This window comes from Neptunicoccus cionae (genome assembly GCF_014643735.1).
Lineage (GTDB): Bacteria > Pseudomonadota > Alphaproteobacteria > Rhodobacterales > Rhodobacteraceae > Amylibacter > Amylibacter cionae.
This window is the reverse complement of record NZ_BMKA01000001.1, coordinates 570,273-596,803: the sequence shown is the minus strand read 5'-3', so window position 1 is coordinate 596,803 and position 26,531 is coordinate 570,273. Positions and strand designations below refer to the sequence as shown.

The 26,531-nt window shown below is 58.0% G+C and carries 22 protein-coding genes; 12 read left to right on the top strand and 10 right to left on the bottom strand.

All coding sequences use genetic code 11. The features are described 5' to 3' along the window. Positions 1-73 precede the first annotated feature (73 nt). The 4 genes from ccmI (at position 74) to IEX10_RS02615 (ending at position 2,766) form a co-directional block, all read left to right on the top strand. Positions 74-1,279, top strand: coding sequence for a c-type cytochrome biogenesis protein CcmI (gene ccmI, locus IEX10_RS02630; RefSeq protein WP_188670630.1), 1,206 nt, complete (start codon positions 74-76; stop codon positions 1,277-1,279). Further along, positions 1,276-1,758, top strand: a complete 483-nt coding sequence (gene ruvX, locus IEX10_RS02625) for a Holliday junction resolvase RuvX (RefSeq protein ID WP_188670628.1) — start codon at positions 1,276-1,278, stop codon at positions 1,756-1,758. The genes ccmI and ruvX overlap by 4 nt, the downstream gene beginning before the upstream one ends. Then, positions 1,758-1,976: a DUF1289 domain-containing protein gene (locus tag IEX10_RS02620; protein WP_373287404.1), complete on the top strand. Its 219-nt coding sequence runs from the start codon at positions 1,758-1,760 to the stop codon at positions 1,974-1,976. Before ruvX ends, IEX10_RS02620 begins: the two co-directional genes overlap by 1 nt. 97 nt (positions 1,977-2,073) lie before the next feature. Further along, positions 2,074-2,766: a retropepsin-like aspartic protease family protein gene (locus tag IEX10_RS02615; protein WP_188670624.1), complete on the top strand. Its 693-nt coding sequence runs from the start codon at positions 2,074-2,076 to the stop codon at positions 2,764-2,766. Positions 2,767-2,812: 46 nt separating this feature from the next. On the opposite strand, the gene IEX10_RS02610 is transcribed toward IEX10_RS02615, so the two are convergent. Both IEX10_RS02610 and dusA read right to left on the bottom strand, forming a co-directional pair. Beyond that, on the bottom strand, positions 2,813-3,637 hold the full coding sequence (locus tag IEX10_RS02610) for a sulfite exporter TauE/SafE family protein (RefSeq protein WP_188670622.1): 825 nt from the start codon (positions 3,635-3,637) through the stop codon (positions 2,813-2,815). Positions 3,638-3,699: 62 nt separating this feature from the next. Beyond that, the gene (dusA, locus tag IEX10_RS02605) at positions 3,700-4,710 is read right to left on the bottom strand and encodes a tRNA dihydrouridine(20/20a) synthase DusA (protein ID WP_188670619.1); all 1,011 of its coding nucleotides are present in this window, start codon (positions 4,708-4,710) and stop codon (positions 3,700-3,702) included. Between the two features lie 358 nt (positions 4,711-5,068). On the opposite strand from dusA, the gene IEX10_RS02600 reads away from it, so the two are divergent. After that, the gene (locus IEX10_RS02600; protein ID WP_188670617.1) at positions 5,069-7,114 is read left to right on the top strand and encodes an NADH:flavin oxidoreductase; all 2,046 of its coding nucleotides are present in this window, start codon (positions 5,069-5,071) and stop codon (positions 7,112-7,114) included. 27 nt (positions 7,115-7,141) lie between these two features. Here the strand turns inward: IEX10_RS02600 and IEX10_RS02595 are convergent, their stop codons facing one another. Both IEX10_RS02595 and IEX10_RS02590 read right to left on the bottom strand, forming a co-directional pair. Further along, the gene (locus IEX10_RS02595) at positions 7,142-9,784 is read right to left on the bottom strand and encodes an AAA family ATPase (RefSeq protein WP_188670615.1); all 2,643 of its coding nucleotides are present in this window, start codon (positions 9,782-9,784) and stop codon (positions 7,142-7,144) included. Continuing rightward, positions 9,781-10,920 (bottom strand): metallophosphoesterase family protein, encoded by a 1,140-nt coding sequence (locus IEX10_RS02590; RefSeq protein ID WP_188670613.1) that lies wholly within the window; start codon positions 10,918-10,920, stop codon positions 9,781-9,783. Before IEX10_RS02590 ends, IEX10_RS02595 begins: the two co-directional genes overlap by 4 nt. Before the next feature lie 295 nt (positions 10,921-11,215). Here IEX10_RS02590 and IEX10_RS02585 point away from each other — a divergent pair, with 295 nt between their 5' ends. Beyond that, positions 11,216-12,061 carry a fumarylacetoacetate hydrolase family protein gene (locus IEX10_RS02585; protein ID WP_188670611.1) on the top strand — a complete coding sequence of 282 codons (846 nt, stop codon included), beginning with the start codon at positions 11,216-11,218 and terminating at the stop codon, positions 12,059-12,061. 121 nt (positions 12,062-12,182) lie between these two features. On the opposite strand, the gene IEX10_RS02580 is transcribed toward IEX10_RS02585, so the two are convergent. From IEX10_RS02580 to IEX10_RS02570, 3 genes are all read right to left on the bottom strand, one after another. Then, positions 12,183-12,944, bottom strand: a complete 762-nt coding sequence (locus IEX10_RS02580) for a gamma-glutamyl-gamma-aminobutyrate hydrolase family protein (protein ID WP_188670609.1) — start codon at positions 12,942-12,944, stop codon at positions 12,183-12,185. Positions 12,945-13,077: 133 nt separating this feature from the next. Further along, entirely contained in the window at positions 13,078-13,506 is a 429-nt protein-coding gene (locus IEX10_RS02575) for a GlcG/HbpS family heme-binding protein (protein ID WP_188670607.1), read from the bottom strand. Then, the gene (locus tag IEX10_RS02570) at positions 13,507-15,645 is read right to left on the bottom strand and encodes a malate synthase G (protein ID WP_188670605.1); all 2,139 of its coding nucleotides are present in this window, start codon (positions 15,643-15,645) and stop codon (positions 13,507-13,509) included. 191 nt (positions 15,646-15,836) lie between these two features. On the opposite strand from IEX10_RS02570, the gene pepN reads away from it, so the two are divergent. The 4 genes from pepN to IEX10_RS02550 all read left to right on the top strand — a co-directional run bounded on the left by pepN (position 15,837) and on the right by IEX10_RS02550 (position 21,347). Continuing rightward, positions 15,837-18,407 (top strand): aminopeptidase N, encoded by a 2,571-nt coding sequence (gene pepN / locus IEX10_RS02565; RefSeq protein WP_188670603.1) that lies wholly within the window; start codon positions 15,837-15,839, stop codon positions 18,405-18,407. A 99-nt stretch (positions 18,408-18,506) separates the two neighbouring features. Next, a complete protein-coding gene (gatB, locus tag IEX10_RS02560) occupies positions 18,507-20,018 on the top strand; it encodes an Asp-tRNA(Asn)/Glu-tRNA(Gln) amidotransferase subunit GatB (protein ID WP_188670602.1) in 1,512 nt (503 codons plus the stop codon). Between the two features lie 221 nt (positions 20,019-20,239). Further along, positions 20,240-20,713, top strand: a complete 474-nt coding sequence (locus tag IEX10_RS02555) for a thioesterase family protein (RefSeq protein WP_188670600.1) — start codon at positions 20,240-20,242, stop codon at positions 20,711-20,713. A 100-nt stretch (positions 20,714-20,813) separates the two neighbouring features. Then, positions 20,814-21,347, top strand: a complete 534-nt coding sequence (locus tag IEX10_RS02550; protein ID WP_188670598.1) for a DUF4177 domain-containing protein — start codon at positions 20,814-20,816, stop codon at positions 21,345-21,347. A 19-nt stretch (positions 21,348-21,366) separates the two neighbouring features. Here the strand turns inward: IEX10_RS02550 and IEX10_RS02545 are convergent, their stop codons facing one another. Then, a complete protein-coding gene (locus IEX10_RS02545; RefSeq protein ID WP_188670596.1) occupies positions 21,367-21,642 on the bottom strand; it encodes a BolA family protein in 276 nt (91 codons plus the stop codon). A 179-nt stretch (positions 21,643-21,821) separates the two neighbouring features. Between IEX10_RS02545 and IEX10_RS02540 the strand changes: the two genes are divergently transcribed. Then, positions 21,822-22,475 (top strand): J domain-containing protein, encoded by a 654-nt coding sequence (locus IEX10_RS02540; protein ID WP_188670593.1) that lies wholly within the window; start codon positions 21,822-21,824, stop codon positions 22,473-22,475. 101 nt (positions 22,476-22,576) lie between these two features. Here the strand turns inward: IEX10_RS02540 and IEX10_RS02535 are convergent, their stop codons facing one another. Then, positions 22,577-23,626 (bottom strand): succinylglutamate desuccinylase/aspartoacylase family protein, encoded by a 1,050-nt coding sequence (locus IEX10_RS02535; protein WP_188670591.1) that lies wholly within the window; start codon positions 23,624-23,626, stop codon positions 22,577-22,579. After that, complete coding sequence (locus IEX10_RS02530; RefSeq protein ID WP_188670589.1) at positions 23,623-25,239, bottom strand: sulfatase-like hydrolase/transferase; 1,617 nt, start codon at positions 25,237-25,239, stop codon at positions 23,623-23,625. Before IEX10_RS02530 ends, IEX10_RS02535 begins: the two co-directional genes overlap by 4 nt. A gap of 274 nt (positions 25,240-25,513) precedes the next feature. Here IEX10_RS02530 and cobS point away from each other — a divergent pair, with 274 nt between their 5' ends. Beyond that, the gene (cobS, locus tag IEX10_RS02525) at positions 25,514-26,500 is read left to right on the top strand and encodes a cobaltochelatase subunit CobS (RefSeq protein ID WP_188670587.1); all 987 of its coding nucleotides are present in this window, start codon (positions 25,514-25,516) and stop codon (positions 26,498-26,500) included. Positions 26,501-26,531: the final 31 nt, after the last annotated feature.

The window sequence follows — 26,531 nt, the reverse complement described above, 5'->3', positions numbered from 1 at the left end:
GCAGCTTAAAGGTTTGTGCTTGGGCAATCCGCGCGGTATTCGGGGCAGGCAATTTGTGAAAGGATGGGCGCTCATGTTCTGGCTTGTGACTGCTGGGGTAATTGTGTTGGTCGCGGTGCCAATGGTGCGCGTGCTTGTGACACGGCGCAGCGCGGTGGCGACAGCCGGAGCGCGGGACGTTGGTGTCTACAAGGACCAACTGGCTGAAGTCGAACGGGATCTTGCCCGCGGTGTGCTGGCTCCTGCCGAAGCGCAAGCCGCCCGCACCGAGGTCGCCCGCCGTTTGCTGGCTGCGGATCGGCGCGCGCAATCCGATGCGGGTGAAGACAGTGCCGAACGGGGGCCTGCGGCGGTCGCGCTTGGGCTGGTCGGGGTGGCTTTGGCCGGATCTGTGTGGCTTTACTTCGAAATCGGGCGTCCCGGCATGCCGGACATGCCGCTTCAGGCGCGGGTCGAGGCAGCACAACAGGCGCGGGAAAACCGTCCTGACCAGTTGAGCGCCGAAGCGAGCGCGCCGTCCCTGCCGGTTGAAATCGATCCGGCCCACGCCGAACTGGTGCAAAAACTGCGCGAGGCACTGGAGCAGAACCCAAACGATACCACAGGACTGCGCCTGCTGGTGGACAACGAGGCGCGGCTTGGCAATCTATCTGCAGCACGAGCCGCACAACAACAGCTCATGGGCGTTCTTGGCGATCAGGCGAAAGGGTCGGATTTTACCGACCTTAGCGAGATTCTGATACTCGCGGCAGGGGGCTATGTCTCGCCAGAGGCCGAACGGGCGCTGGTTCAGGCCTTAAATGCAGATCCGACCGATCCTCGGGCACGGTATTATTCGGGCCTGTCGCTGGCCCAAACCGGCCGCCCTGATGTCGCCTACCGGATGTGGATGAGCCTGCTACAGGAAAGCCCGCCAAATGCACCCTGGATACCGCTGATCAGCGCCCAGATCGGCGATGTCGCCCGCGCCGCAGGCATAGCCCCCCCTGATCTGAACGCCCCCGGACCGGATGCGCAAGCCGTTGAAAGCGCCGAACAAATGAGCGAGGAAGACCGCAACGCGATGATCGCCGGAATGGTTGCCGGTTTGTCGGAACGGCTGGCCACAGAGGGCGGAACCGCAGCCGAATGGGCCCGACTGATCCGCGCTTACGGTGTTTTGGGTGAAACCGCACAGGCCAGTGCCATCTGGAAAGAGGCAAAAACCACATTTGCCAACAGCCCCGCGGCGCTCGATCTGTTGCGCGCGGCGGCACAGGATGCGGAGGTCTCCCAATGAGCAACCCCCATGAAACCGCCGAAGACTTTCTCGAACAGGTCAAACCGAATGCGCCACTGCTAGGGCTTGATCTCGGGGATAAGACAATCGGTGTGGCGGTGTCCGATATTTTCTGGTCCATCTCCACCCCGCGGGACACCATCCGGCGCAAGAAGTTCGGCGTGGATGCGACAGCTTTAGAGGCGATCATCGACAGCACCAATGCCATCGGACTGGTGCTGGGACTGCCGCGCAATATGGACGGTTCAGAAGGCCCGCGCTGCCAGTCCACACGAGCGTTTGCGCGCAATTTTCTCGCCCGCCGTGATCTGCCGATCCTGTTGTGGGACGAACGGCTGTCAACAGTGGCCGCCGAACGCGCCCTGATCGAGGCTGACACGTCCCGTGCCAAACGGGCCGGACTGATTGATCATGTGGCCGCCGGTTACATCTTGCAAGGGGCGCTCGACCGGTTTTCCCACATTCGGAGGGCCGGTTGATGGATGAGGTCTGGAAACGCAACGAGATCGACAGCCCTTGCGTGAAAATCTGTGTCGTCCATCCCGAAGCCCGCCTGTGCATCGGTTGCCACCGCACTATGGATGAAATCGCCCAGTGGTCGAAGATGAACGACGAAGACCGCGCCCGTGTCAAAGCAGAACTGCCTGCCCGCGCATCCCTACTACGGGGCAAGCGGCGAGGGCGCAAACGGGACTGACTGCTCACCTGTCACAGCTTTGAAAGCGAAAGGTGACAAACCGTTAAAACTTCCTTAACCTTCCACATATTGAGTGCATTTTTTAAAGGCATACACTATGCGGTGGATTTACGTGGCCATTGTGGCCGTATTGGGCTTGGTTTTTCTGCGGGCTGACGTTCAGCTGATCGATCTGATACTGGACACCAATCTGAAGTGGTCCGCAATCGCCCTGATCTTTTTGTTCGGGCTGGTGATCGGACAAATCCTGCGCAACACGCCCTCAAGAGGCAACACACTGCGGTACGCGGGTTGGGGCCTGTTTGTTACGATTTTTCTGGGGTTGCTGGAGTATTCGGTGGAATGGCAACGCGAAACGCTGCTGGCCCGAAACGAGACGATCATCCTGTCTGCGGCATCGCTTGAAACCGTTTCGCAGCACTATATCACTGCGGAAAACGGGCTGTATTCCACTGCGGCGACCTTTAATGACACCAAGACAGAGGCACTGATCGACACAGGCGCCTCGCTGGTCTTGATCAATTACGCGACAGCGAAAGCGGCTGGTGTGGACATGGATGGGCTGGTGTTTGATACGCGGGTTACAACGGCCTCTGGGCCCCTTGATATTGCGCTTGTAACGCTTGATCAGGTCGGTATTGGCGATGCCATCCTAGTACACCATGTGAACGCCGCCGTAACGCCGGAAGGACTGCACCATTCCAATCTGCTTGGCAGCAGCTTCCTGTCCAAACTTGATGAAACCATCGTGCGACAGGATAAGATGATCCTCACCCAAACGCGCCGATAGATCTGGCTGCGGACCACCTCTGCAAAGCCAGACTGCCTGTGTTTGTTCAGCCGAAATAGACCTTGCGCAGCATATTCGCTGCAACCAACAGCAAAAAGAACGCGAACACCCGTTTCAACGGCTTCGGGTCCATCGCATGGGCGATCTTCACCCCCAGTGGCGCGGTCAGCAAGGTCATACAGATGATCAGCAGAAAGGCCGGAATGTTTACGTAACCGATTGTATAGGGAGGTAAATTCACAGGATCGGGATGGCCAAGCAGAAAACCGATGACCGACGGCACAGCGATCACCAACCCAAACCCCGCAGCCGTTGCCACAGCGCGGTGGATCGGGACGCCAAACAGCGTCATCGTAGGCACACCAAAGCTGCCGCCGCCGATACCCATAAGCACCGACATAAAGCCCATGATCGTGGACAGCAGGCTTTGCACAATTCCACGGGGCATCTGTTCGCCCAACCGCCAATGGGCCTTGCCAAACGCCAGATAGAGACCGATCACAATGCCTAGACAGCCGAAGATCACCATCAGCTGGGTCGAACGCAAACCGGTCGCCACCATCACCCCAATCACAGCACCAACCGCGATACCGGGTGCCCAGCCCCGCAAAATGCTCCAATCCACAGCGCCTTTTTTGTTGTGGGACTGCACAGAGCGCATGGAGGTAAAGACAATTGTCGCTAGCGAAGTCGCCAGACAAATCTGCATCAACTGCGCGTTGTCATATCCTAGGCCCGAAAACGCGTAATAGAACGCCGGCACAAGAATAATACCGCCCCCCACCCCGAGCAAACCTGCCAAAACGCCAGCGAATGCGCCGATTCCCATCAGTAAAACAATCATCGGCAGAAGGGTGGACAAATCAGGCATAGTCTCGCTTTCCAGTCAGGTCGGCTTTGGATAGCCCCGATCCTGTCTGGATAAAAGCGTTTTTACGCAGCCGTTTGCGTCAGATGCGTCAAGGCCTGTTCCACCACTTCCGGCCCTGCCCCCGGTTTGTGGGCCTGCTCGGACAAGGTGCGCCGCCACTGGCGCGCGCCCGCACGCCCAGTGAACAGCCCCAGCATATGCCGCGTGATCTGGTTCAGCCGCCCACCTTTGGCGAGGTGATCCTCTATGTAGGGCAGCATTCCAGCCACCGCTTGCTCGGCTGTTGTGTCACTGCCCTCCCCGAACACGCGACGGTCCGCTGTGGCCAGAATATCCGTGGGCGTATGATAGGCCGCCCGCCCGATCATCGCCCCGTCCAACCCGCGCTCGATATGTTCTATCGCGGTATCAAGATCTGCAATCCCGCCGTTCAGAATGATTTCCAGTTCTGGAAACTCCGCCTTCATCCGATGCACCAGCTCATAGTCCAGAGGTGGGATATCTCTATTTTCTTTCGGGCTTAGCCCGTCCAGCCACGCCATTCGTGCATGAATTGTGAAAGAATTGATTCCCCGTGCCGCGACTGTATCGAGGAACTCTGGCAGGATATCCGCCGGAATTTGGTCATCAACACCGATACGACATTTCACCGTGATCTTGGCCCCTGTTGAGGCCTCAATCATGGCCTGCACACAGTCAGCCACCAGCGCAGGTTCCTTCATCAAACAGGCCCCGAAACGCCCCGACTGCACCCGATCAGACGGACAGCCGACATTCAGGTTCACTTCGCCATAGCCAAACTCACACCCCGTCCGCGTTGCCTTTGCCAATTGCACCGGATCAGAGCCGCCCAGCTGCAAAGCAACCGGATGCTCCGCCGGATCAAACCCGAGCAAGCGATCCACATCCCCGTGAATCACCGCAGGCGCCGTTACCATTTCTGTGTAAAGCAGCGTATGGCGCGACAGTAACCGATGGAGATAACGACAGTGACGATCCGTCCAATCCATCATCGGGGCCACGGACAGGCGTGGATCAGGACGGGTGTTTGGGGTAACGGCTTTAACACTCATGACATTTACTTTGTTCGTCGCCTGCAGGGCTTTGGATGCGGGGCGCTGGCGGGCAGCGGAGGTTCAGCGGTCTACTTCGCACAGAACCGCCTCAAATGGAAAGGGCATTGGCGGAAGGGCGCTTGCGGCGCAAGCGCTTGGCTGGTGCAGGTCTTGATCTCTGGTGCGATCAATGCGTCCCCGCCCTTAGCAAAGTTTTCAGGCTTTACTGGCCCATACAACTGATTTGTCGGCAGATTGCGCGGAATTGCAACCTCCGGAAACAGGGGGATGACCGTATTACTGATGACTTGACACACGGGTCAAGTTGCTCTGCTGTGACAGAAATGCATTTCCCTTCCAAACCAGAGCCTAAGCCATGACCAAAGATCCCCTGCTTCAGCCCTATCAACTTAAACATCTGACCCTGCGCAACCGGATCATGACCACCAGCCATGAACCCGCCTATCCTGAAGACGGGATGCCAAAGGAACGGTACGCCGCCTATCACGCAGAGCGGGCCAAAGCGGGGGTGGCGCTGGCGATGACGGCGGGGTCTGCGGCTGTGTCGCGGGACAGCCCGCCGGTGTTCAACAATATTCTGGCTTACCGTGACGACGTTGTGCCGTGGATTCAGCAGCTTTCAGATGGCTGCCATGAACACGGCTGTGCGGTGATGATCCAGCTAACCCATCTGGGTCGGCGCACCGCTTGGAACAAGGGGGACTGGCTGCCCTCGGTTTCATCGTCCAAACACCGTGAACCGGCCCACCGCGCCTTTCCCAAGCTGATCGAGGATTGGGACATAGAGCGGATCATCACTGATTTCGCCGACGCAGCGGAGCGGATGAAAGCGGGTGGCATGGACGGGATCGAGCTTCAGGTTTACGGCCATCTGCTGGATCAGTTCTGGTCCCCCCTGACTAATGATCTGGTCGGGCCTTATGGTGCGGATACGCTGGAAAACCGGATGCGGTTTCCGATGGATGTGCTGGCAGCGGTGCGCAAACGGGTCGGCGCGGAGTTCATCATCGGCTTTCGTTACACCGCGGACGAGGCGCAAAAGGGAGGTATCAGCGCCGAAGAAGGTTTGGCGATCTCGGAAAAACTGGCCGAAACAGGGCAGCTAGACTTTTTGAACGTCATTCGCGGGCGCATCCACACCGATCCGGCGATGACAGATGTTATTCCGGTGCAGGGCATGGCCAACGCCCCCCATCTGGACTTCGCCGGAGAGGTGAAGAAACGCACCGGCATGCCCACCTTTCACGCCGCCAAAATCCCCGACGTGGCCACCGCACGCCATGCCATAGACGCAGGCCTGCTGGATATGGTCGGCATGACCCGCGCCCATATGGCGGACCCCCACGTGGTGCGCAAGATCATCGAAGGGCGCGAGGATGACATCCGCCCTTGCGTTGGGGCAACCTATTGTCTGGACCGGATATATCAGGCGGGCGATGCGCTGTGTATCCATAACGCGGCGACGGGGCGTGAACTAACCATGCCCCATGACATTCCCCCTGCTGAAACCACGCGCAAGGTCGTGATCATCGGCGCCGGTCCGGCGGGGCTGGAGGCTGCGCGGGTCGCTGCCGAGCGCGGGCATAACGTAACCGTGTTTGAAGCGCAGCCCGATCCGGGGGGCCAGATCCGCCTGACCGCACAGAATCCGCGCCGCCGCGAAATGATCTCCATCATCGACTGGCGCATGTCCCAATGTGCCGCGCGGGACGTTACCTTCCATTTCAACACATGGGCCGAACCCGCAGATGTTACTGCGCTGAACCCTGATGTGGTCATCGTGGCGACGGGCGGCATACCCAATCTGGAACTGTTTGAAACCGGCAAAGATGCCGCGCATGTGGTCTCGGCTTGGGATATTATTGCGGGGGACGTGAAACCGGCGCAGAACATTCTGATCTATGACGAAAGCGGCGACCACCCTGCCCTACAAGCGGCTGAAACCGCAGCGCTGGCCGGTTCAACAGTCGAGATTATGACACCGGACCGGACCTTTTCGCCGGATGTGATGGCGATGAATCTAGTGCCCTACATGCGCTCCTTGCAGGATAAGGATGTCACCTTCACTGTGACCCGCCGTCTGACGGGAGTGACGCAGGACGGCAACAAATTGCGGGCCACAATTGGCACGGATTACAGCGATTACACAAAGGAAAAGGACTACGATCAGGTGGTGGTGAACTATGGCACCCTGCCCTTAGACGATCTTTACCATGACCTTAAACCCCACAGCAGCAATGGCGGGGCGGTGGATCATGACGCGCTGATCAATGGCGATCCGCAGAGCCTTGAACGCAATGAAAACGGCAGCTTCCAATTGTTCCGTATCGGCGATGCGGTGTCGGCCCGCAACACCCACGCGGCGATCTACGATGCGCTGCGGCTGGTAAAAGACCTTTAGGCGAAGGCGGCCTGCCCTGTCATCGGGTCAGGCCATCTGCTCTATCACCAGTTCGGGCTGTTCCCCGCCCAGTTGGGCAAAAGCCATCTGGCGGCAGGAAAAGACGATCACCTGCAAATCAGTGGCGACACGGTGCAGTGCGGTGAACATTTTCACAATCCGGTCGTCGTCCGAATAGACCAGCGCATCGTCCAGAATAATCGGCATCGGATGGCCTTGGCGGGCGAATAGACGGGCAAAGGCCAGCCGTGTCAGGATGGCGATCTGCTCCTGCGTACCACCACTCAGCGCGTCCAGTTCTTCATGCTGGCCGCCCCGCTCCAGCCCGTTTGGCAACAGGCGGCTGCTGTCAAATTCCAGTGCCGCATCGTCATGCAAGATCGAGAGCAGCGGTTGAAGCTCCTGCTGGACCGGCCCGAAATAGACATCCCGCGCCTGTGTGCGGCGGCCCTCCAGCTCTGCCACCAACAGGTTCAGCGATGCCACCTCGCGGCTGTAACGGGCTTCGCGCGTGCGGGCGGTTTCAAGTTTGCCCTTTACCTCTTCCAACTTTTCTTCGACCCCGTCCTCGGCACGGGCCTTAATATGCGCGTTATACTCGACAAGTTGGCTCCTCAACTGACCGATCCGCTTTTCTGCATTCTCCACCACTGTGGAGGCACGTTTCAAATCCGCAGCCGCCGTGTCCAGATTGGGCGCGTTCTGTTGCAGGATCGAAAGCGCTTCCTTCGCATCCTGCGCAGCGGTTTGGGCGATGCTGGCCTGCCGTGCGGCGGCGGATTTGCGATCCTCAAAACTGTCTGCATCACCATAAGCCGCTTTGGCCTGTACCAGCGCAGCACCAGCGCGGCCCCGCTTTTCGCGCATCAAACCTTCGGCTTCCCGTGCGCGGGTAAACACATCGCGGCAGCGTTCATAACCGGCACGCGCCTCGCTTTCCTCAGCTTCGGCGTTTTCCAGCGCTATGGCCAACCCGTCCAGATCATAGGCGCCCTCGTCTTTGCCTGCAGGTACCGCATCCGCCGCAAGCCGCGCCTTGGCGAGCGATCCGCGCAAAGCCTCCATCCCTTCGGGCACCAGAGAGCCGATCACCCCCTCCGCCAGATCCTTGCGCTGCGCAGCCTCTTGCCGCGCGGCAAGGGCGGTGTGGGCTTCCTCGACCGAGGCCACTTGCGCCTTTTGTAATGCCGCCTCAAATCCCGCTTGCGCCTGTTTCAGTTCCTCTGCGGCCTGATCACTGTCCTCCCGCCGACCCGGATCAACGACCATTGAACCGATGCCCGGCAGATCGAAATTGCGGCGGGACGGCACGGGCAGCGCTTCATCCGCACGAACGTCTTGTCCTTCCACACAAACCCGCGCCGCACCGCTGTAGCGAAGCGTGATCGTGACCGACTGCGCCTCTGCCATCGCGGTGGCCTGTTGCAGACGGTTTTGCGCTTTGGTAACGGTTTGCATCAATGCGGGCGTGATGACGATATCATCGAGCCGTGCCTTGGCGTCTTCCAAAGCCTGTTGATGGGTTTCGCCCTTTTCCAGCCGCTCTACCAACTGCTTTACCTGTTCGCGCGCCTGACGGGACTGCACCGCCTGCTGTGCGGCTTTTTCCTGTTCGCGCAAGGACTTAACCGCTCCTTGCGCCTGTTTTAACCGCGCCTCTGCTTGCTGCCCTTGCTTCTGCGCCGCTTCGAGGTCCTGCTTCGCCGTATCCAGCGCACCTTGAAGATCCGCGTCTTCCTGCTGTGCCTTTTGCAGTTGATCCCCCGCCTGCAACAACGCGTTCAGCGTGGCCTGCGCGGCATCGGATTGCAGATGCTTCAGGTCGAGATCTTTCTGAACCTGCTCGCATTTCGTGGCATGTGATTGTGCCTCTTTGTACCGTTCCTGCGCCGACGCAAGTGCCTCTTTCCGCTGGTTTCGCGCGTCAGGTTCGCTCGTCCTCGCCAGTTCTGACTCGCAGGTTTTGCGCCCCGCAAGGTTGTCTGAAAGTTCCTGCCGCAGGGTCGAAAGCTCGGCCTCCCGCGCCTCCAGATGGGTGATTTCATCTTGAAGCTGCTTCCACGGACCGTTCGCCCGCGCCTTACCGCTCGCCGTGGCAAGCTTTGACAATTCGTCCTGACAACGGGCCAGCACACGGTCCATGCGCCGCCCACCCGTCACTTTGTCGATCTCTCCCGCGACCGAGGACAGCAAATCACGCCGCGCCCCAAGCAGGCGTTCCTTTTCAGTCTTGTCCGCCACAGGTTCCAGCCCCGTTGTGCCCTGCCGCACCCAAAGCAAACCCGCCGGACCGTTCAGCCCGTTGTCCATCAGCGCCGCAATCCAGCTTTCGGCCTCGTCGTCCTGCGCCACCAGCGCACCGCCTGCCTTGCTGACACTCGCCCGCTTTTGCGCCAGAAACGACTTTTCAATCACAAAGCGCCCGCTCGGGATTTCGATCTCGGCGCTGATCTTAACCGCGCCGCCGGAATGGGGTTGCAGAGACTTCAGATCCTTGCCCATGCCACTGTATTTCGCAAAAAACAGCGCATGCAGCGCATCAAAGAAGGTGGATTTACCAAACTCGTTCGCTTCGGAGATCACCGTCACACCATCCCCGATGTCGCGGATCGTAGCAGTTTTACCGCCAAATTTGCGCACGTTCGTCAGGCTGAGAGACCGCAGTTTCATGGGGCCTCCGATGCGAAAGTGAACAACATCGACAGGGCGTTTTCCGCAACTTCGCGGTCATCCGCGGACAAGTTGGCATCGTCGGAGCGTTCCGCCAGATTTTGCGCCGCCATCCGCAGCGCCCCCGCCGTGTCCACACTGTCCAGATCAGAGGTGTCATGGGTCAGACGCAGCCTGCTCAGATCGTCATCAAACCATAGAAAATCCGGCGCGACCTGTGCCACAGCCTGCACCAGCGCCGTTTTTTCCGCCAGACCGATCCGCCCTTCCGCCCGCAAACGGGCCAGCACATCGCGGCGGCGCGACAGTTCCGGCAACCCCTGATGCAACTGGTCCACGCAATCCCCGTCCGGCATCAACTCCAACCCGAGGTCAAGCCACTGGATCACGCCGGTCGGCACCGTCTTAACGTCTGGCAATGCCCCACTGCCCTGCACGCTCACAAGATTGGCGCTCGCTTGCATCTGGTGTTTGAAGCTGTCCCGCTCCGGCGTGCCGGAAAACCATGTGCGTTTACCCACTTCGATCTGCCCGTGCCAGTCACCCAGCGCAAGATAGGCCAGACCGGAGCGTTCGGCCCGATCGGGCGGAATGATCGCCGCCGAACCGTCCTCGGAGATGGTCTTTTCGCCACCACCGCTGAAATCCGTGATCCCGCCGTGGCCAAGCCCGATGCGGATGGCCCCTTCAGGTGTGGGCTGGTCCATTGCCTCGCTCAGGTCGCGCCCCGGATTGCGTGCGGTACAGGGTGCAGGCAGCACGACAGCCCCCGCGCCAATGGTCAAAGGCTGGCTATCCAGAACCACCGTCAGGTTGTCCGGCTTGTCGTTTGAAATGACCCGCCAAAGTTCGCTCGCCGCTAGGGAATCGTGGTTGCCCGGCATCATCACCCAGCGCAAACCGGAATCCTGTGCGATGGCGTTGAGCGTCTGGCGCACCAGCGATGGTGTCGGGGTTTCCGCATCAAACGTATCCCCTGCCAGCAGGACCACCTCCGCGCCGCCGTCCCGTGCGGTGCGGGCCAGACGGGCAATCACATCATTGCGCGCCTCGCGCAGGCGGCCGCGCACCTCTTCGGGGAAGCGGCCAAAGGGTTTGCCCAGATGCAGGTCGGAAGAATGCAAGAAACGGATCATCGGCGTGCCCCTTTGAACAGATTGATAAAACGGGCTTTCCTGCCGGAACGAAAGGGGTTCAGCATGTGACGGACTCCAAAACCTTCTACAACCATAAGTCATACAAACTTGCCCGTCAGGAACAAGCGATTTGGCCCTGTTTGTTCAAACTCTGCTGTCAATCTTTAGGCACGAAACTTCGCGGACCAAACCCTTGCAGTTTAGCGCGCAAAGGGTGAAACTGCGCCCTTAAATGGGCAGGCTCAATTCGCGCGCGCGTTGGACTTGTTTATGCAGCAAAGATAAGGAAGACCCCATGAAACTTCTCCGATACGGTGCCCCGGGTGCCGAGAAACCCGCAATGATCGACGACAGCGGAACGCTGCGGGACCTGTCGGATCATATCAGCGATCTGGACGGCTCGCAGTTATCTGACGAAACGCTGGCGAAACTGGCAGCGCTCGACCCTGCCAGTCTGCCCGCAGTTGAAGGATCACCGCGGATCGGGCCTTGTGTTGGCAATATCGGCAAGTTCATGTGCATCGGGTTGAACTACTCCGATCACGCCGCAGAAACCGGCGCGAGCATTCCGGACCACCCGATCCTGTTTATGAAAGCGAATTCCGCCATTGTCGGCCCCAACGACACCGTGGTGATGCCGCGCGGATCGACCAAGACCGATTGGGAAGTCGAACTGGGCGTGGTCATAGGCAAGACCGCGAAATACGTGAAAAAAGAAGACGCGCTGGACCATGTAGCAGGATATTGCGTCGTCAATGACGTGTCAGAGCGCCACTACCAAAAGCATCTTTCCGGAAATTGGACCAAAGGAAAATCCTGCGACACCTTCGGACCGACAGGCCCGTGGATGGTGACACGGGATGAAATCCCCGATCCCCAAGCGCTCGACATGACGCTGGATGTGAACGGCAAGCGGATGCAGACTGGCAATACCGGCACGATGATTTTCACCGTAGCCGAGATTATCGAACATCTCTCCCATCTCTTCACATTGCATCCGGGCGATGTAATCGCGACTGGCACACCGCCGGGCGTGGGCCTTGGGATGAAACCCCCGACCTTCCTGAAGGATGGCGATGTGATGGAGCTAAACATCGCAGGGCTTGGCACGCAGAAACAGACTGTCAAAGCCGACGATTGATAGAATACCGCCTCTGTTCGCACAGGGGCGGTCCGCATGTGTTTGGGGAAGCCCTTAAAACATACAGCGATTAAGCACCAGGTGGCAATCACGTCCGCCCTGATACACCCTGTTCGGCCCTTCAGGCCGCCCGCCGCTGTGCCGCGCTCTCCCGCATCGCTTGCCCGAAAGCCTCAAACAAGGGGCGCGAAACAGGGTCATTCGCGGCATTCCATTCCGGATGCCACTGCACTGCAAGGGCAAACCCCGGCGCGCCCTCGATGCGGATCGCTTCTGGCGTGCCATCAGGCGCATGCCCTTCCACGACAACCCGCTCGCCTGCTTCCTTGATCCCCTGCCCGTGCAGGGAATTGGTCAACACCACATCGCTGCCAAAGATTCCCTCGAACATCCCGCCCTTGGTCAGGGTAATGTCGTGGCGATGGGCGAATTTCTCTTCGATCGTTCCATCGGGCGGCATCCGGTGGTTCATCCGTCCGGGCAAATCACGGATCTCGGGGTAGAGCGTACCGCCAAAGGCCACGTTGAATTCCTGAAAGCCGCGACAGATACCCAGCACCGGCACGCCCCGTTCCACGCAAGCGCGGATCAGCGGCAGGGTCAGACGGTCACGATCCCGATCAAAATCCCCGTGGGCAGGCGTCGCGGTCTCGCCGTATTCTTCGGGATGGATGTTCGGCCGCGCGCCGGTAAAGACGAACCCGTCAAACACCGCACACAGTTCGTCGATCTGGTTCAGATCCGGTAGCGCAGGCACCACAAGTGCTGTGGCTTCGCAGACTTCGGAGACGGCATACAGGTTGTGCAAACCACAGGCCTGCACCGCATACTCGTCGTTGATCATATGGGCGTTACCACTTATTCCGACTACTGGGCGCACCATGTCACTCTCTTTTGTTTTTGCATGCTCAAGAAGTAGTCCGAAGCACCAAGGGATTGCAAGCCCCGCACAAAGAACACTGCGGAACCGGCTTCAATGTTCAACAAATACTCAAAGCTGCCTCGGAAGAAACAGATCAGGCTTCAGCGAAAAACGTCGCTGCTTCAATCCCCGCAACCGCACAAAGCGCGTCATTTTCAGATGTATCGCCAGTGACACCAACCGCGCCCATGATGACGCCCTTCTTGTCCTTGACCAGCACGCCGCCGGTCAGGGGCACAAACCGCCCCCCGTACACCCCGTTCAGCGCATCAGTCGCATACGGTTGGCGTTCTGCCCGCTCCATCGCATGGGAACTCGGCTTGCCCAGCATCAGCGCGGCATTGGCTTTGCCGTCAGCAATTTGAAAGCGCCCCGCAGAGGCACCGTCCTGCCGTTCAAACGCCAGCACATTGCCTCCCTGATCCAGAACCACAACCGACAGGGGTTCCATCCCCATTTCCTTACCCTTTGCGAAAGCCGCGCGGACAATTTTACGGCATTTTGCCAAATTCAAACCAGCCATTTAACGGGTTCCTTTCAACTCCAGACGCCGTGCGTGCAGGATTGGCTCGGTATAGCCCGAGGGTTGCACGGTTCCACGGAAAACCAAATCACAAGCAGCCTGAAAAGCCAAGCCGTTGAAGTCCGGCCCCATTAGATCATAGGTCGGATCACCAGCGTTCTGTTCATCCACGACCAAGGCCATGCGGTGCATGATCTCCATCACCTGATCCCGCGAGACCACGCCGTGATACAGCCAGTTCGCGATGTGCTGGCTGGAAATCCGGCAGGTGGCGCGGTCCTCCATCAGGCCAACGTTGTTGATGTCAGGCACTTTGGAACAGCCCACACCCTGATCAATCCAGCGCACCACATAGCCCAGAATACCCTGCGCGTTGTTTTCCACTTCGCGGGTGATTTCCGCGTCGGACCAGTTCTGCCCGCGTGCAACTGGTATTTGCAGGATCGTATCGACCGAGGCCCGCGCCCCGCCCGCAGCAATTTCCTTCTGGCGGGCCAGCACGTCTACCTTGTGATAGTGCATTGCGTGCAATGTGGCGGCGGTCGGGCTTGGCACCCAAGCACAGTTTGCGCCAGCCTGCGGGTGGGCGATTTTGGCGGCCAGCATATCGGCCATCATATCGGGCATGGCCCACATGCCCTTGCCGATCTGCGCTTTGCCCTGCAATCCGCAGGCCAGCCCCACATCGACGTTGTGATCTTCATAGGCGGCGATCCAAGGCTCTCCCTTGATGTCATCCTTGCGCAGGAAGGGGCCGGCCTCCATCGAGGTGTGGATTTCATCGCCGGTCCGGTCCAGAAAACCTGTGTTGATAAAGGCAACACGATTTTTTGCGGCGCGGATACATTCGCCAAGGTTCACCGTCGTGCGGCGTTCTTCGTCCATAATGCCCAGCTTCACGGTGTATTGCGGCAGGCCCAGCGCCTGTTCGACGCGGGTAAAGATTTCATCCGCAAAGGCCACTTCTTCGGGGCCATGCATTTTGGGCTTCACCACATAGACCGAGCCTTTGACAGAATTGCCGCTGTCGCGCTGCAAATCATGGATCGCGCAAAGGGTGGTACACATGGCGTCCATGATCCCCTCGCCCACTTCCAGACCGTCACGGTCCAGAATGGCAGGGTTGGTCATCAGGTGGCCCACGTTGCGCACCAACATCAAGGCGCGGCCCTTGAGGGTCAACGTGCTGCCGTCCGGTGCGGTATAATCCCGATCAGGGTTCAGCGCGCGGGTAAACGTCTTGTCGCCTTTGGTCACGCTCTCTGACAAATCACCCTTCATCAAACCCAACCAGTTGGTATAGGCCAACACCTTGTCTTCGGCATCGACCGCCGCCACGGAATCTTCGCAGTCCATGATAGAAGACATAGCAGATTCCAACAGAATATCCGCCACACCCGCCTTGTCGGCACTGCCGATCTGGTGATCACGGTCGATGGTCAGTTCCGCGTGCAATCCGTTGGCTTTCAGCAAAACCGCGCTCGGGTTTGCAGCGTCGCCACGGTATCCGGCAAACTGTTCCGGTGTGGCCAGCGCCACGCCATCCGCTTGCAAGGCTCCGTCCACAACGCTGTATTGCGCCACATCTGCGTGGGAACCGCTGGCCAGCGGGAAGGTCTCGTCCAGATAGGACTTTGCCCAAGCGATGACTTCTGCGCCGCGATCAGCGGAATAGCCGCCTTTGGGTGCTGTGCTGCCCATCGCATCCGTGCCATAAAGCGCATCATAAAGGCTGCCCCAACGGGCATTTGCTGCGTTCAGCGCATAGCGTGCGTTCATGATCGGCACCACCAGTTGCGGTCCGGGCAGTTCGGCAATTTCAGGGTCTACATTGGTGGTCTCAATCTGGAAATCCGGCCCCTCTGGCACCAGATAGCCGATCTCTTGCAGAAAAGCCTTATATTCAGCAGGATCATGATCCTGCCCGCGCCGTTCAATGTGCCAACCATCGATCTGCGCTTTGATCTCTTTACGCTTTTCCAGCAGCTCGCGGTTTTTGGGGCCAAGGTTATGCACCAGCGCGGACATTCCGCTCCAGAATCGGTCCGCAGAGACGCCGGTTTCCGGCAGCGCAAGCATTTCGATAAACTCTGCCAGCTGTGCATCTACCTGCAACCCGTGTTTGTCTTTGCGTACCATGGTATACCTCTGAATGTTTCACCGGATTACCTAAGCCAGAGTGCAACACGAGTCAAATTGACTTGGCACCAATCCGGCGCAAGTCAGGAACAAAACCGCGTTTTTCCGCGTGCTGCCGCTGCGCTGCGAAAAACGCTCTTGAACCTGCCTGCTGTTCCCATGCAGTTTGCACCCAACTCAGGAGATTATCCATGCGCCCATCCACAACCCCGCCGACCATCCGTCTGTCCGACTATCAACAACCGGAATTCTGGATCGAAACCGTTGATCTGCATTTCAAACTGCACCCAACACAAACGCGGGTTCGCTCCAGAATTGCGTTCAAGGGCAATACGGATCGCACTGATGGGCCGCACGATCTACGCTTGCACGGTCAGGATCTGAAGCTGATCAGCGCCAGCATCAATAGCACGGCGCTGAAGGCCGATGAAATCCTGATTGACGCCGAAGGGCTGAGCATTCCCGCCGATCTGGTGCCCCAAGACGGGTTCCTTTGGGAGTGTGAAGTGGAAACCAACCCGCAGGCCAACACTTCGCTGAACGGGCTTTACATGTCGAATGGCATGTATTGCACCCAGTGCGAAGCCGAGGGTTTTCGCAAGATCACCTATTATCTCGACCGTCCCGATGTAATGGCAGTGTTTACGGTAGAAATCGAAGGCGATGTGCCGGTGCTTCTGTCCAACGGGAACAATCTGGGGGATGGCAAATGGCATGATCCGTGGCCCAAACCCGCCTATCTGTTCGCGCTGGTGGCCGGTGATCTGGTGTCCTACGACGATCATTTCACCACGATGAACGGACGCGAGGTTGAACTGCAAATCTATGTGCGCCCCGGGGATGAGAGCAAATGCGCCTATGCGATGGACAGCTTGAAACGCTCCATGCGTTGGGACGAAACCGAATACGGGCGTGAGTATGACCTGAACCTGTTCATGATCGTTGCCGTGGATGACTTCAACATGGGCGCGATGGAGAATAAGGGGCTGAACATCTTCAACTCCAAATACGTGCTGGCCAGCCCAAAAACCGCAACTGATCGCGATTACGAACTGATCGAAGGCATTATCGCGCACGAATACTTCCACAACTGGACCGGCAATCGCATCACCTGCCGCGACTGGTTCCAACTGTGCCTGAAAGAGGGTTTGACCGTTTACCGCGACCAGCAGTTCAGCGGCGATGCACGCTCTCATGCGGTGAACCGGATCGAGAATGTGTTGCAACTGCGCGCGCGTCAGTTCCGCGAAGACGCAGGCCCGCTCGCCCATCCGGTGCGCCCCGAAGAATATATCGAGATCAACAACTTCTACACGGCGACCGTCTATGAAAAAGGCGCCGAGGTCATCGGGATGCTGCACAGTTTGGTGGGTGCAGACAATTACCGCAAAGCGCTGGATCTATATTTTGAACGCCACGACGGGCAGGCCTGCACGATCGAAGACTGGATCAAAGTGTTTGAAGATGCCTGCAACACCGACCTGTCCCAATTCGCCCTGTGGTATTCCCAAGCAGGCACGCCGCGCATCACCGTGACCGAGGATTTTTCCGGCGATACGCTGACCCTGACCTTCACGCAAACCAACCCTGATACACCGGGTCAGACAGGCAAAAAGCCCCAAGTCGTGCCGATCCGCACAGGGTTCCTTTCCCCTGACGGGTCAGAGGCCGCGCCGGAACAATTGCTGGTGCTGGACGCAGGATTGAAGTCGTTTGAGATCAACGGACTGGTGGACAAGCCCACCCTGTCCCTGCTGCGCGGCTTCTCTGCCCCTGTGGTACTAGAACGCCAGATCACCAATGCGGAACGGGCGTTTCTGCTGACCCATGACAGCGACCCGTTCAATCAGTGGGAAGCGGGCCGCGATTATGCATTGTCGTTGTTGCAGGGCATGATCCTGAACGACGCTGATGTAGATCCTGCCTTCCCCAAAGCGATGCGTGCGGTTGCGGTGAACGAAGCACTCGACCCCGCATTTCGCGCACTGGTTCTGTCGCTGCCTTCCGAAGATGCGCTGGCGCAGGCGATATTCGAGCAAGGCACATCGCCTGACCCCGATGCGATTTATGCGGCCCGTCAAACGCTGGCCAAAGCGGTGGCAACTGAACTCTCGGGCGACCTGCAAGGGCTTTACAGCGATCTTGCCACCCCCGGCCCCTATACACCGGACGCCGAGGCCGCAGGCAAACGCAGCTTGCGCGGTGCGGTTCTGGCGCTGATCAGCCACGTAGAGGCCGATTGCGCCACTGCCAAAGCCCAGTTCGCAGCCGCTGATAACATGACGGAACAACTGTCCGCCCTATCCACCTTGATCCGCCACGATCAAGGCGATGCAGAAGTGCAGGCGTTTTACGATCAATGGCAGGCGGATCGTCTGGTGATCGACAAATGGTTCACCGTACAGGTGGCCAGCGCCCCTGCGGATAAGGCGGTCGATGTGGCCCGCGCCCTGACGCAGCATAAGGATTTCGACTGGAAGAACCCAAACCGCTATCGCAGCCTGATTGCAGGGTTTGCCATGATGAACTTGGCGGGCTTCCACCGTAAGGACGGTGCGGGCTATGAATTCTTCGCGGACTGGTTGATTAAACTGGACCCTGTGAACCCGCAAACCACCGCGCGGATGTGCGGCGGGTTTGAAACATGGCGCCGCTATGATGCATCGCGCGAGCAGTTGATGCAGGCGCAGTTGCAGCGGATCGCGGATTTGCCCGATCTGTCCAAAGATACAGCAGAAATCGTCGGTAAAATCCTGAACTGACGGTTTCCCCCGCTCTGACACGCCAAGCGGCTTGCACTACGGCTTCTATGGGCCTAGAACGCAGGCCGTATTCCACAACGCTGCGCAAAGGCCCTGCACATGCTCGATCTGACCTATACCGCCCCGAAACCCAAAGTCATTTCCGGTGCCACCGGCGATTGGGAACTTGTGATCGGCATGGAAATCCACGCGCAGGTGGCGTCAAACTCCAAGCTGTTCTCCGGCGCCTCGACCGAGTTCGGCGCAGAGCCGAACTCTAACGTGTCTTTCGTGGATGCGGCCATGCCCGGCATGTTGCCCGTGATCAACGAATACTGCGTGGAACAGGCCGTGCGCACCGGCCTTGGCATCAATGCGGAAATTAACCTGTTTTCCGCATTTGACCGCAAAAACTATTTCTACCCCGACCTGCCGCAAGGCTATCAGATCAGCCAGTTGTACCACCCGATTGTGGGCGAAGGCGAGGTGCTGGTGGATATGGAACCGGGCGTGGGCCGTCTGGTCCGGATTGAACGCATCCACCTTGAACAGGACGCTGGTAAATCCGTACACGATATGGACCCGAACATGTCGTTCGTTGACCTGAACCGCACGGGCGTTGCCCTGATGGAAATCGTGTCCCGCCCTGATATTCGCGGCCCCGAAGAAGCCGCCGCCTATGTCACCAAACTGCGCCAGATCCTACGTTATCTGGGCACCTGTGACGGCAACATGCAAAACGGCAACATGCGGGCGGATGTTAACGTGTCGGTCTGTCGCCCCGGTGATTACGAAAAATTTGCAGAAACAATGGACTTCAGCGTGCTGGGCACCCGTTGTGAGATCAAGAACATGAACTCCATGCGGTTCATGCAGCTTGCGATTGATTATGAAGCCAAACGCCAGATTGCCATTCTGGAAGACGGTGGTTCAATCGATCAGGAAACCCGCTTGTATGATGCGGATAAGAACGAAACCCGTTCCATGCGCTCCAAGGAAGAGGCCCACGATTACCGCTACTTCCCCTGCCCCGATCTGCTGCCCCTTGAGATTGAACAGGACTGGGTAGACGACATCAAAGCCGGCCTGCCAGAACTACCAGACGCCAAACGCGCACGGTTTATGGCGGACTTTGGCCTGTCCGAATATGACGCTTCCGTCCTGACCGCGAGCGTGGAAAACGCCGATTTCTTTGAAAAAGTGGCCGATGGAAACGATGGCAAACTGGCCGCGAACTGGGTGATCAACGAATTGTTCGGCCGTCTGAAAAAGGACGACAAGGACATCTCCACCTGCCCTGTTACGCCTGACCAATTGGGCGGCATCATCAAGCTGATCACCAAAGGCGACATTTCAGGCAAGATTGCCAAAGACCTGTTTGAAATCGTCTACACCGAAGGCGGCGACCCTGCACAGATCGTGGAAGACCGCGGCATGAAACAGGTCACAGACACCGGAGCAATCGAAACCGCAGTGGACGAGATCATGGCCGCCAACCCCGCGCAGGTGGCCAAAGCCAAAGAGAACCCCAAGCTCGCAGGCTGGTTTGTCGGTCAGGTGATGAAAGCCACGGGCGGCAAGGCCAACCCGAAAGCGGTGAACGAAATCATCGCGGCGAAGCTGGCAGGTTAACCCTGCCTAAGCAGATCAGGATGGTTCATTTGGAAATGGATCATCTTGATCGGCCATTTGTCAGGCGCTCCTCAAACAGGAGACACTCCCTGACGGTCATTTGGCGGCTCCCTGCACGCGCAGACATCTAAAACCACGCTACGCCACTTGGTCACCCCCCTTGCTTGCTGGACCCCGCCCCCGCTAGTCTGCTGGCAGTTCCAATGACCAAGAGACATCCTATGCAAACCCCTTTCCGCGCTTCCCCGAAAACCGTTCTGCCTGAATGGATCGACTTTAACGGTCATCTGAATATGGCCTATTACAGCGTGCTGTTTGATACCTCGGTGGATGAGGCCTATGAACAAATCGGCTTTGGGCCGAATTATGCGCGCGATCACAAACATACGACCTATGTGGCGGAGTTCCACATCTGTTACGTGCGAGAGCTGCATGAAGGGGACAACGTCTATGTGACCACCCAACTGGTGGATTACGACGAAAAGCGCTTTCACACCTATCAGGAGCTTTACCACGCGGATGGTTGGCTGGCAGCCACAGCCGAGGCGCTGACCCTGCATGTGGATATGTCCGGCCCCCGTGTGGCGCCGATGCCTGCGAACATCCAGACCCGCATGGCTGAAATCCTGAAGGCCCACAGCACCCTTGGCACGCCCGAACGGCTGAACCGGTCCATCGGCATCAAACGCAAGTAGGCACGCATCAGCCAACCCGCCGTTGGCGTGCAGGAAGGCACTTGCCCTGTGCGCGTCAATCAGGCAAAACCCAAGTCGCTACGACGAAGGATGCCAGCCAATGCAACGCTACGAATACAAAGCCGTTCCTGCCCCCAACCGCCCCAAAAAGGTGAAGGGCGTTAAAACAACGGCCGGCCGTTTTGCGGCAGTTCTGACAGATACTATCAATGATTTGGCGAAAGAGGGCTGGGAATACCTGCGCTCTGACAGCATGCCGGTTGAAGAAAAGCCCGGTCTGCTGAAATCCCGCGTAGAGACTTATCAGACCATTCTGGTGTTCCGCCGTGCGCTTGCTGCTGAAGCCGCGCCTGTCGGTGCGGTTGCGCCCGCGACGCCAGCAGATGACACCGATCCCGAAGTGGCTGCCCCTCCCGCGTCTGTGGCGGCACCTTCCCGCGCCCCTGTCACACAGGACAGCGCAAATGATCCCGCCCCTTCCAAACCAAAAGATCCGGAAGATGAACCCCGTCTGTCGAAAGGCTGGGGCGAGGGCAAAGAGGACCGCCACCCCAAAGATCCGCCGATGCGGGGCAAAAAGGATGAAAGCCCTTTCGCCGAACCTACCGATAAAGACAAAGAGATCGACCGTTAGGCGATCTCCACCGCTCGTCTTATTCTGACACCGGTGTCGGTGCGCTCACGTCCAGTGCCAGCGCATGGACCCGTTCTTCCAGTTCTAACTTGACGCAAGCCATGACCGCGCGCTGACGGGCTACGCGGCTCATCCCTGAGAGCTTGTCTGAGCGCATGACTATACGAAAATGTGTCTCGCCCCCTTCGCGGTACCCACCGTGTCCGCGATGCTGTTCACTTTCGTCAATAATCTCAAGAAGTTGCGGCGCGAATTCCGCCTGCAATTTCTGCTCCATCCGCTGCTTCATCACCATCTTTTTCCCCACAAACCTAAAATGCCTCTTGGCGCTCTGCCACAATAGGCTAAAGTCCCCTGTCCGAGTCGAGAGCTCTTTACGCGCAAAGCGATGAATATGCCAGCACCCGGATCCGGACCAGCGGTCGCCCGTCACTTTCGGGCCGGACAGGAACGCATTGCTAAAGGAAGACACACATGGCCGAACGTACGCCGTTTAACTTCGATATTTCCGTCTCTGCAGACAAAAAACGCCGCGCTAAGGGACGGCGGGGCATGTCCGGCGCGTTTGAGACTTCCTCCCGCCAGTGCGAACACGCCGGATGTAGCGAACCGGGCAAATACCGCGCGCCCAAGCATCCCGACAATCTGGAAGAATTCTACTGGTTCTGCCTGACGCACATCCGCGAATTTAACTCCAAGTGGAACTTCTTTGAGAACCACTCCGAAGAAGAAATGGACAAACAATTCGCCGCAGACCGCGTTTGGGAACGGGACACAAAACCCTTTGGCAAAAAAGGGGAAAGCGCCCGCCCCTCTGTAGAGCAAAAGGCTTGGGCGCGGCTTGGCATCGAAGACCCCCACGAAGTGCTCGGCCAGAACGCCACCCGCAATCCGGGCAAGGCTGATCCGGCCGCCGGAACCCGCCGCCTCCCCCCTGCCGAGCGTAAAGCCGTGGACATTCTTGAAGCGCGGGACAATTGGACCAAGGCCGAATTACGCAAGCAATACAAAAAGTTGATCAAGGAATTGCACCCCGATCTGAACGGCGGCAACCGCGCCGACGAAGATCGTCTGCAACAGGTGGTTTGGGCTTGGGACCAGATCAAAGTCAGTAAAATTTTCAAATAAGACCGCCCCCCAAAGGCTCTTGTTGGAAAAACTATCCTCGGGGGAATGCCGTCAGGCATGGGGGCAGACAGCCCCCTCGCCACTTTCTAGAAGATTGCACTCTAGATAATTTCATCCTCGTCAAACAGCGGATCCAGTTCCAGCTGCTGGGCCAATCCTTCGACCGTATCTTCGGTTTCTTGCGTAGAACCGACGCTGGCGATGTGGAAAATCGCATCGCCTTCGTTCACTACCGGCAATACGGCACGCCCGATGATGACACCGCTTATGGGTGCAAGCAGTTCGGCCTCTGACTCTCCGAACGGGTCAGACACCACGGCCAGCGTTTCCCCCTTTTCCACCACATCCCCATCGCCTTTGAAAATGCGGATCAACCCGCCCGCCGGCGCGCGCACCCAACTGCTGCCCGCACAAAACACCGGCTGTTCCTTAGGCTTGGCGATGCCTTTCGCGGCCACCATATCAAGATGGCGCAGCACCCGCAGGATACCAGCCACACCGGCGCGCACCGCCATTTCATCAAACCGCAGCCCCTCGCCCGCTTCGTACAGCAGCACCTCAACGCCTTTTTCCTGTGCGGCCTGCCGCAAGCTGCCTTCACGCAGGCCAGAGGTCAGGATCACCGGCGGCCCGAACACCTGTGCCAACTCCATCAAACGTTCCGATCCCTTGGACACACGGATTTGCGGCAGATTGGTGCGGTGGATCGCAGCAGAATGCAGATCGATCCCGAGATCACAGCGTTCCACGATGTCTTCCAGAAAGATATTCGCCAACCGCGAGGCGAGAGACCCCTTGCTCGTCCCCGGAAAAGAGCGGTTCAGATCCCGCCGGTCCGGCAAATAACGCGAGCGCATCAAAAATCCGTAGGTATTCACAATCGGAACGACGATCAGTGTGCCCCGCAGCCGGTTCAAGCCGTCAAACTGCAACAAACGGCGCAGGATTTCGACGCCGATTACCTCGTCCCCGTGGACGCCAGCACTGGCGAATACGGTCGGACCGTCTTTCGCGCCATGGATCACATGGGCAGACAGAGACACCGGCGTATGATCTGCCAGCACACTGACCGGAAGATCGATCGTCTGACGGCTCCCCGCCGCGACCATGACCCCGCCAAGTTTAAAATCCGCCCGTTTCTTCTGTGTCATTCCGAATGCCCATCCATGTTCCAGATCACACGGGAGAGGTCCAGATCTACCTTCAAACGTGCGTTCACCTCGTCTACGCCGTGGGTCTGCACCAATGTCGCTTCATCGGAGAGCAACGACACCCCGATACCAGCCTGCTTTCCTTCCAGCCATCCCAGCCAATGCAACAGGGTCGGGAATATGTCAAACATTGCCGCATGACTGTCTATCACTTGTGGCGCAAAAGGCCCGTCAAGGAGGATCGCAGTATTGCGCCGCGGCGCTTTTTCCAGCAAGTGGTAGAGGTTGTTATGATGGGCAAGATGGTCGCTCATGATCGCAATCCGTGTGTCGGTGCCTTTGGTCATATCGCGCACTTTTTCGACGAACGCACTGGTCAGGCGCGCGGTGCAATGCACAGCGTCAATCATGTTGGACGACTTGAACTTGTTTGACCCACCGGTACAGCTCTGCGACATCAGCGCGACCGGCCCGTGGGTATCCATGGTTGCTACGGTGACGGCAAAAGGGGCGTCTTTATCCAAAGCGGCGGCGATCAGCTTCTCGGCCTTCGCGAAGGCATGGGCATCCCGCAACCCCCAGTCATTGGCAAAGCTTTTGGCCACATCCGCGGTCATTTCGTATTCTATATTTCCCAAATCATAAATCTGCTCGGTGCCATGGGTCGTGAAGTAATTGTCAAAGCCGTAAAACCCCATCTTGTTTCCCAGAATGCGGGTGGTCGAAATATAGCTGACGTCATAGCCTTTGGCGTGCAGGATATCGTCGAGGCAGGTCAGGTTCGGGGCGATCAGTTTGACGTCGCCGTAATCGCGCGCCGAAATCAGACCGTTGGGTAAGACTGGCACACCGCAGCGGCTTGCCACGGTTCCAGCAAGGCTCCATGCTGTGCCGTGCAACTGGTCCACGCCGGTTAGATTAATCCCTTCCAGCGCAAGCGCGTCCAGAGGCGCATAGGCTTCGGCCATCGCAGGCGGTAGGGTGTTGTAACTGCGTTCCAGTCCCTCCAGATAGATGATTACAAGATTGGGCTTGTTCGCGCCTTTCTTAAGTTCAGGGTGTTTAAAATCCTCAACAAAGGACGGGCGTTGCTTGTAAGTATCTGCGAGCGATTGGCTCGCCAGATCCCAAACAACGGGGTTGACCGCCAGCAGCATCAGCGCGATCGCAACGGTGCTGAAAGGCACCCGTTCCAGCCAATATTGCGCCCGAAACAGGCTGGCCAGGAATACGGACCAGTAAACCAGCACAGTGAACCCGTAAGGCACAAAGTTTGCCGTGGGGGTCCCATCCATCCCGAAGACCAGATGGAACACGAAAGCCGCCATATCCATCTTTCCAAAGACAAGAACCACAAAGGTCGCGGGGACCAGAACAAGCACTGGAAGCAGGATCACCAACAGCCGCCCCCAGCGTTTGCGACGGCGGGCTTCATCCGGTTCATAAGGAGGGCGCACCAGCAGGCTCGCGGCAAAAATCACCAACAGCGCCAGTGCATACCGGTAATCGGATACATTCGCATCATAGATAGCCCGTAACACAAGAAACAACGTCAGTAAGGCTGGCAGAATAACTATGAAAAATTTAACAGACGAAATGAATTTGGCGACCATAAATACTGAATCCTTACGCGCTATATTTTACTTAAATTTTACAATCCTTTTACATTCCCCCGTCTTGTTTAGAAGTCTTTTTCAAAACATCCCTAAGAATTTCTTTCCGTAAGCTTTCCGTATCAGCGGACTACTCGCGCCGATCTACGCTATGTCAGGCGGGTTTGAGCGGGTCAAATTACCCCGCCCCCCTTGCGCCCTGTTTGAATATATTCCACTAAGCATAGACCGCCCTTCGCAAGGGTACTTCTTTCGATGACGCAGGACGATATAAATGGCCGATAATTTTCTGGATATGAACGCAAAACCAACCGAGGAAGTCTCTGTAAGAGAGGTTTTCGGACTCGACAGCGATATGACCGTCAAGGGCTTCGCCGAGCGCACAGACCGCGTTCCAGAAACGGACAGCACCTATAAATTCGACCCCGACACCACGCTCGCTATTCTGGCAGGGTTTCAATACAACCGCCGCGTGATGATCCAGGGCTATCACGGCACTGGTAAATCCACCCACATCGAACAGGTTGCGGCCCGTTTGAACTGGCCAGCTGTGCGGGTGAACCTCGACAGCCATATCTCTCGTATCGATTTGATCGGTAAGGACGCGATTAAACTGAAGGACGGCAAACAGGTCACAGAATTCCACGAAGGCATCCTGCCTTGGGCGCTGCGCAACCCTGTTGCCATCGTGTTCGACGAATATGATGCAGGCCGCGCGGATGTTATGTTCGTGATCCAGCGTGTGCTGGAAACCGACGGCAAGCTGACCCTGCTGGACCAGAACGAAATCATCACGCCGAACCCTGCGTTCCGCCTGTTCGCGACCGCCAACACCGTGGGTCTTGGGGATACGACCGGACTTTATCACGGCACCCAGCAGATCAACCAAGGCCAGATGGACCGTTGGTCACTGGTGGCAACGCTGAACTACCTGTCCCATGATGCAGAAGCCGCGATCGTTCTGTCGAAGAACCCGCATTGGAACACCGAGAAAGGCCGCAAGGATATCGCCCAGATGGTGACAGTCGCGGACCTGTCCCGCACGTCCTTTATGAACGGTGACATTTCCACAGTTATGTCCCCGCGCACCGTGATCGCTTGGGCCGAGAACGCCCGCATCTTTGGCGACATCGGCTTTGCCTTCCGCCTGACCTTCCTGAACAAATGCGACGAACTGGAACGCCAGACAGTGGCTGAGTTCTACCAGCGCTGTTTCGACGAAGAACTGCCGGAAAGTGCAGCAAGCGTGAGCTTGGGGTAAGCAAAAATCGCGACCTGTGTTAGGTTGTGTT

Excerpts from the sequence above, each read along its gene's own strand:
- pepN (WP_188670603.1), top strand. The coding sequence starts at position 15,837 with ATGCGCCCATCCACAACCCCGCCGACCATCCGTCTGTCCGACTATCAA.
- IEX10_RS02580 (WP_188670609.1), bottom strand. The coding sequence starts at position 12,944 with ATGGTGCGCCCAGTAGTCGGAATAAGTGGTAACGCCCATATGATCAAC.
- IEX10_RS02615 (WP_188670624.1), top strand. The coding sequence starts at position 2,074 with ATGCGGTGGATTTACGTGGCCATTGTGGCCGTATTGGGCTTGGTTTTT.
- gatB (WP_188670602.1), top strand. The coding sequence starts at position 18,507 with ATGCTCGATCTGACCTATACCGCCCCGAAACCCAAAGTCATTTCCGGT.
- dusA (WP_188670619.1), bottom strand. The coding sequence starts at position 4,710 with ATGAGTGTTAAAGCCGTTACCCCAAACACCCGTCCTGATCCACGCCTG.
- IEX10_RS02555 (WP_188670600.1), top strand. The coding sequence starts at position 20,240 with ATGCAAACCCCTTTCCGCGCTTCCCCGAAAACCGTTCTGCCTGAATGG.
- IEX10_RS02575 (WP_188670607.1), bottom strand. The coding sequence starts at position 13,506 with ATGGCTGGTTTGAATTTGGCAAAATGCCGTAAAATTGTCCGCGCGGCT.
- IEX10_RS02570 (WP_188670605.1), bottom strand. The coding sequence starts at position 15,645 with ATGGTACGCAAAGACAAACACGGGTTGCAGGTAGATGCACAGCTGGCA.
- IEX10_RS02545 (WP_188670596.1), bottom strand. The coding sequence starts at position 21,642 with ATGGTGATGAAGCAGCGGATGGAGCAGAAATTGCAGGCGGAATTCGCG.
- IEX10_RS02535 (WP_188670591.1), bottom strand. The coding sequence starts at position 23,626 with ATGACACAGAAGAAACGGGCGGATTTTAAACTTGGCGGGGTCATGGTC.
- cobS (WP_188670587.1), top strand. The coding sequence starts at position 25,514 with ATGGCCGATAATTTTCTGGATATGAACGCAAAACCAACCGAGGAAGTC.
- IEX10_RS02595 (WP_188670615.1), bottom strand. The coding sequence starts at position 9,784 with ATGAAACTGCGGTCTCTCAGCCTGACGAACGTGCGCAAATTTGGCGGT.
- IEX10_RS02620 (WP_373287404.1), top strand. The coding sequence starts at position 1,758 with ATGGATGAGGTCTGGAAACGCAACGAGATCGACAGCCCTTGCGTGAAA.
- IEX10_RS02540 (WP_188670593.1), top strand. The coding sequence starts at position 21,822 with ATGGCCGAACGTACGCCGTTTAACTTCGATATTTCCGTCTCTGCAGAC.
- IEX10_RS02590 (WP_188670613.1), bottom strand. The coding sequence starts at position 10,920 with ATGATCCGTTTCTTGCATTCTTCCGACCTGCATCTGGGCAAACCCTTT.
- IEX10_RS02530 (WP_188670589.1), bottom strand. The coding sequence starts at position 25,239 with ATGGTCGCCAAATTCATTTCGTCTGTTAAATTTTTCATAGTTATTCTG.
- IEX10_RS02610 (WP_188670622.1), bottom strand. The coding sequence starts at position 3,637 with ATGCCTGATTTGTCCACCCTTCTGCCGATGATTGTTTTACTGATGGGA.
- IEX10_RS02585 (WP_188670611.1), top strand. The coding sequence starts at position 11,216 with ATGAAACTTCTCCGATACGGTGCCCCGGGTGCCGAGAAACCCGCAATG.
- IEX10_RS02550 (WP_188670598.1), top strand. The coding sequence starts at position 20,814 with ATGCAACGCTACGAATACAAAGCCGTTCCTGCCCCCAACCGCCCCAAA.
- ruvX (WP_188670628.1), top strand. The coding sequence starts at position 1,276 with ATGAGCAACCCCCATGAAACCGCCGAAGACTTTCTCGAACAGGTCAAA.
- ccmI (WP_188670630.1), top strand. The coding sequence starts at position 74 with ATGTTCTGGCTTGTGACTGCTGGGGTAATTGTGTTGGTCGCGGTGCCA.
- IEX10_RS02600 (WP_188670617.1), top strand. The coding sequence starts at position 5,069 with ATGACCAAAGATCCCCTGCTTCAGCCCTATCAACTTAAACATCTGACC.